General features: G+C 67.5%; 4 protein-coding genes. 2 read left to right on the top strand and 2 right to left on the bottom strand.

The window, feature by feature from the left end; genetic code table 11:
• The coding region (locus HZB86_03915) for a class I SAM-dependent methyltransferase (protein ID MBI5904685.1) at window positions 1-516 on the bottom strand (516 nt) is incomplete at its 3' end.
• Window positions 517-525: 9 nt separating this feature from the next.
• On the bottom strand, window positions 526-1,821 hold the full coding sequence (locus HZB86_03920; GenBank protein ID MBI5904686.1) for a M20/M25/M40 family metallo-hydrolase: 1,296 nt from the start codon (window positions 1,819-1,821) through the stop codon (window positions 526-528).
• Between the two features lie 78 nt (window positions 1,822-1,899).
• Here HZB86_03920 and gmd point away from each other — a divergent pair, with 78 nt between their 5' ends.
• Window positions 1,900-2,940, top strand: a complete 1,041-nt coding sequence (gene gmd / locus HZB86_03925) for a GDP-mannose 4,6-dehydratase (protein MBI5904687.1) — start codon at window positions 1,900-1,902, stop codon at window positions 2,938-2,940.
• 48 nt (window positions 2,941-2,988) lie between these two features.
• Window positions 2,989-3,963: an NAD-dependent epimerase/dehydratase family protein gene (locus HZB86_03930; GenBank protein ID MBI5904688.1), complete on the top strand. Its 975-nt coding sequence runs from the start codon at window positions 2,989-2,991 to the stop codon at window positions 3,961-3,963.
• The last annotated feature ends 393 nt before the right edge of the window (window positions 3,964-4,356 follow it).

The following is a 4,356-nucleotide window of genomic DNA, read 5'->3' on the forward strand; positions in this document are numbered from 1 at the left end:
GAGGTTCTGCAGGTCCGCGAGGGAGAGCCAGTTCTGGTCCGGCTGGGGGCGCTTGATCCCGAGCCGTTCCCCGGCCCAAAGAACCGGTCCCCAGAGGTAGTTGAAGTAGGTCAGGATCACCCGCGTGCGCGGGTGGCACACCCGGTTCAGCTGCTCGAATGCGCGCTGCACGTCGTCGAGATAACCGACCAGGTCGGAGAGCAGGACGTAGTCGAACGGCCTCGAGAGCGGGAGGTCCTCCGCGTCCCCGGCCAGGAACGCGAGGCCGGGGTGTCTCGAACGCGCGATCTCCACCGCCTTCCGGCTGATGTCGATCCCGACCCCCCGGGACGGCTCGACCGCCGCAAGCAGGTCCCCCGTTCCGCATCCGATCTCGAGCACCGAAGCGCCCCGCGGGACGTGGAACCGGAAGATCCGCTCCACCTCCTCGTAGTAGTGCCGGTTCTTCCGCTTCCAGCGGTCGGACTCCGGCGCCTGCGCGTCCAGCAGCTCCCTGAGAGCGACTTTCCGGGTCATCGCCGCCCCTTACCGCGCCGCATTCCACCGCCCGATGAGCGCGTAGACGATCTCCGCCATCTCCGCGATCCCCGACAGCGGGATCCGCTCGTCCACGCCGTGGATCTTCCCGTGCTCCGCGCGCGGCAGCAGCACCGGCATCAGGCCGTACGTGGGGATCCCGATGGAGCGGAAGAAGCGGGAGTCGGTGAACCCGGTGGACATGTACGGGACGACGGCGGCGTCGGGGTGGACGGAGAGGATCGCCTCCTCCATCGCCCCGTAGAGCGGCCCCACCGGGGAGCCGTTCGGCTTCTCGGCGAACAGGATCTCCACCGAGACGCCAAGGTCCTCAACCAACGTCCGTATGCGCGCCGCCACCGCCTCCGGCTCCTCCCCCGGCACGATCCGCGCGTCCACCGTCCCCTCGGCGGAGGACGGGATCACGTTCGGCTTGAACCCGGCCGCGAGGGTCGTGACCGCGTACGTGTTCCGCAGCAGCGGCTCGATCTCGGGGAATTTCCGCGCGAGCGCCTCGAGAGCATCCGCCTCCTCCGCGCCCCCGCGCAGCGCGTCCACATCGAGGTCCGAATACCCCTTCGCCCGCAGCGCCCGAAGCATGTCCCGCACCGGTTCGGTCAGGCGGGGCGGTTCCCTGTGCTCCGCCACCCGCGCCATCGCCCGGGCGAGCCGGGCCGGGGCGTCCTTATCCGACGGCCGGCTCCCGTGACCCGCTCTCCCCGCGGCGGACAGCTTCATCCACACCGGTCCCTTCTCCCACATGTTCAGAAGGAAGAATTTCCCCCCGCCGCCGAAGACGTCGGTGACGCCGACCCCGCCCTCGTTCAGCCCGTACGCGGCCCCGAGCGGGAACGGCAGGTTCCTCACGAAATATTCCGCCCCCTCGCCGCCGCCGACCTCCTCGTCCGCGTTGGCCACGAGGTACAGCCTCCGTTTCAGCGTTCCGGCCTTCGACGCCCGGATCGCGGCGCACCAGTGGGCGGCCCCCAGCCCCTTCGTGTCGAGGGTCCCCCGCCCGTAGAGGAACCCGTCCCGGACCTCGGCCGAGAACGGCGGCACGCTCCACTCCTCGGGGCGCGCCGGCACGACGTCCATGTGGTGGATGAGGACCAGCCCCGGCTCCTCCGTCCCGCCGACGTGGCACAGCACGTTCGGCTTCTCCGGCTTCGCCCCGAACGTCACCGGCGAAAGGCCGTTCTCCCGGAGGACCCGGCAGAGCAGCTCCGCCGCGCCGCGGCAGTCTCCCGGCGGATTCGACGTGTCGATCCGCAGGTATTCGGACAGCAGCGCCGCCGGGTCGATCATTGAACTCCCCCCCCGTTCCGGGATACATTTCATAAGATTGCCGGAATCGAATTCCGATTTTTCCCCGGAGCCGACGCCATGCCCAAGGCCTTGCTCACCGGAGTCACCGGACAGGACGGATCGTACCTCGTCGAGTTCCTCATGTCGAAGGGGTACGAGGTCCACGGCCTGATTCGCCGCGCGTCCACGTTCAACACGGGGCGGCTCGACCACATCTACGTCGACCCGCACGCCCCCGGGGCCCGCCTCTTCCTGCACTACGGCGACCTGTCGGACGGGGGGCAGCTCACCAACCTGATCTACAACGTCCAGCCCGACGAGATCTACCACCTGGGCGCGCAGAGCCACGTCCGCGTCTCCTTCGACATCCCCGAGTACACCGGCGACGTCACCGGGCTCGGGACCACGCGGATCCTCGAGTCGCTGCGCCGCGCGGGGAGCAAGGCCCGCTACTACCAGGCGTCGTCCAGCGAGATGTTCGGCGCCACGCCGCCCCCGCAGGGGGAGAAGACCCCGTTCTACCCGCGCTCCCCGTACGGGGCGGCCAAGGTGTACTCCTACTGGATGGCGATCAACTACCGGGAAGCGTACAACATGTTCACCAGCAACGGCATCCTCTTCAACCACGAATCCCCGCGCCGCGGCGAGACGTTCGTCACCCGGAAGATCACGCGGGCGATCGCCGCCATCCAGGCGGGGAAGCAGAAGGAGCTGTTCCTGGGCAACCTCGACGCCCGCCGCGACTGGGGGTTCGCCTACGAATACGTCCAGGCGATGTGGCGGATCCTCCAGCACGACCGGGGAGACGACTTCGTGGTGGGGACCGGCCAGTCCAACTCGGTGAAGGAGTTCCTCGAGGAGGCGTTCGCCTACGCGGGGCTCGACTGGAAGGAGTACGTGAAGATCGATAAAAAATATTTCCGCCCCACGGAGGTCGAGAACCTGATCGCCGACGCTTCCAAGGCGAAGAGGCTGCTCGGGTGGGAGCCGAAGGTCACGTTCAGGGAGCTGGTGCGGATCATGGTCGACGCCGACCTGGAGGACGCGGGGCTCACCCCTCCCGGCGAGGGGCGGAAGATCCTCGCGGCGAAGGGGTTCCCCATCGGGTCCCGCCTGTAGACCACAATACGGGGACGTTCACAGAACTCCCACAGAACAGGGACAGTTATGGGTGGGTTCGGGGGAAAGAAGATCCTGGTCACCGGCGGGGACGGGTTCCTCGGCGTGCCGCTGATCCGGGTCCTGGTGGAACGGGGCGCGCGGCCCGAGGACATCGCGGTTCCCCGATACCCCGCGTTCGATTTCCGCCTCCACGAATCGTGCGCGGAGGCCGTGGCCGGCAAGGACATCGTCATCCACCTCGCCGCGAACGCCGGCGGGATCGGCTGGAACCGCGCGCACCCCGGGGCCCTTTTCTACGACAACGCCGCGATGGGGATCCACCTCATGGAGGAGTCCCGCAAGGCGGGAGTTTCGAAGTTCGTCCAGATCGGCACGGTGTGCGCCTACCCGTTCCAGCCGCCGCGCATCCCTTTCCGCGAGGACGACCTCTGGGCGGGGTACCCCGAGCGGACCAACGCCCCGTACGGCATGGCCAAGAAGATGATGATGGTGATGGGGCAGGCGTACCGGCAGGAGTACGACTTCAACGCGATCTACCTGCTCCCCGTGAACCTGTACGGCCCCCGCGACCACTTCTTCGAGCCGGAGAAGTCGCACGTGATCCCGTCCCTCATCCGGAAATTCGTCGACGCCCGCGAAGCGGGGGCGCCGGAAGTGGTGGTGTGGGGGAGCGGCTATTTCAAGGGCACTCCCGTATCCCGCGAGTTCCTCTACGTGGACGACGCGGCCGAGGCGATCGCGCTGGCGACCGAGCGGTACGACGGGCTGGACCCCGTGAACATCGGCGCCGGGCGGGAGGTGCCCATCAACGACCTGATCGCCATGGTGTGCGACATGACCGGCTACCGGGGGAAGGTGGTACGCGACCTCTCGAAGCCGGACGGCCAGCCGCGCCGCTGCCTCGACACCACCCGGGCGAAGGAGAGGTTCGGATTCGTCGCCCGCACGCCGTTCGAGGAGGGGCTGCGTTGGACGATCGAATGGTACGAGAAGGCGCGCGCCGAGCGCCTCCGGTGCTGATGGAGCTCCTCCGGTTCGGTCCCGCTCCGCTTTACCCTCCGAGGCAACCATCGGTTGGGCGAACCTTCGGTCCACGCGGAGGAGGAGCTGTTCTTTTCGGCCTCGGTCGGCCTGGGTGCTGTTTCCCCCCTTGCTTTGCTGCTCTCGCGGAGGGGTATCGACGTCCTCGCGGGATCGAACACGTTCCTTCCCGCGCATCCGCCAAAGGCATCGGGACGAACCTATATTCGTAACCGGTGGACCGATGAGGGTAGAATGGCGGCCGGGAACTTTTTGGCAGGTCTCCCGTCGCTGTACGCGCGTGGTTTCGATTCGATATACGACCTCGAAAGGATGGCTCTCTAACCGTGAAATCATTCTCCGTCGTAATCCCTGTCTACAACGAGAGGAACA

The sequence above is a fragment of the Deltaproteobacteria bacterium genome (assembly GCA_016234845.1).
In the GTDB taxonomy this organism is placed as follows: domain Bacteria; phylum Desulfobacterota; class Deferrimicrobia; order Deferrimicrobiales; family Deferrimicrobiaceae; genus JACRNP01.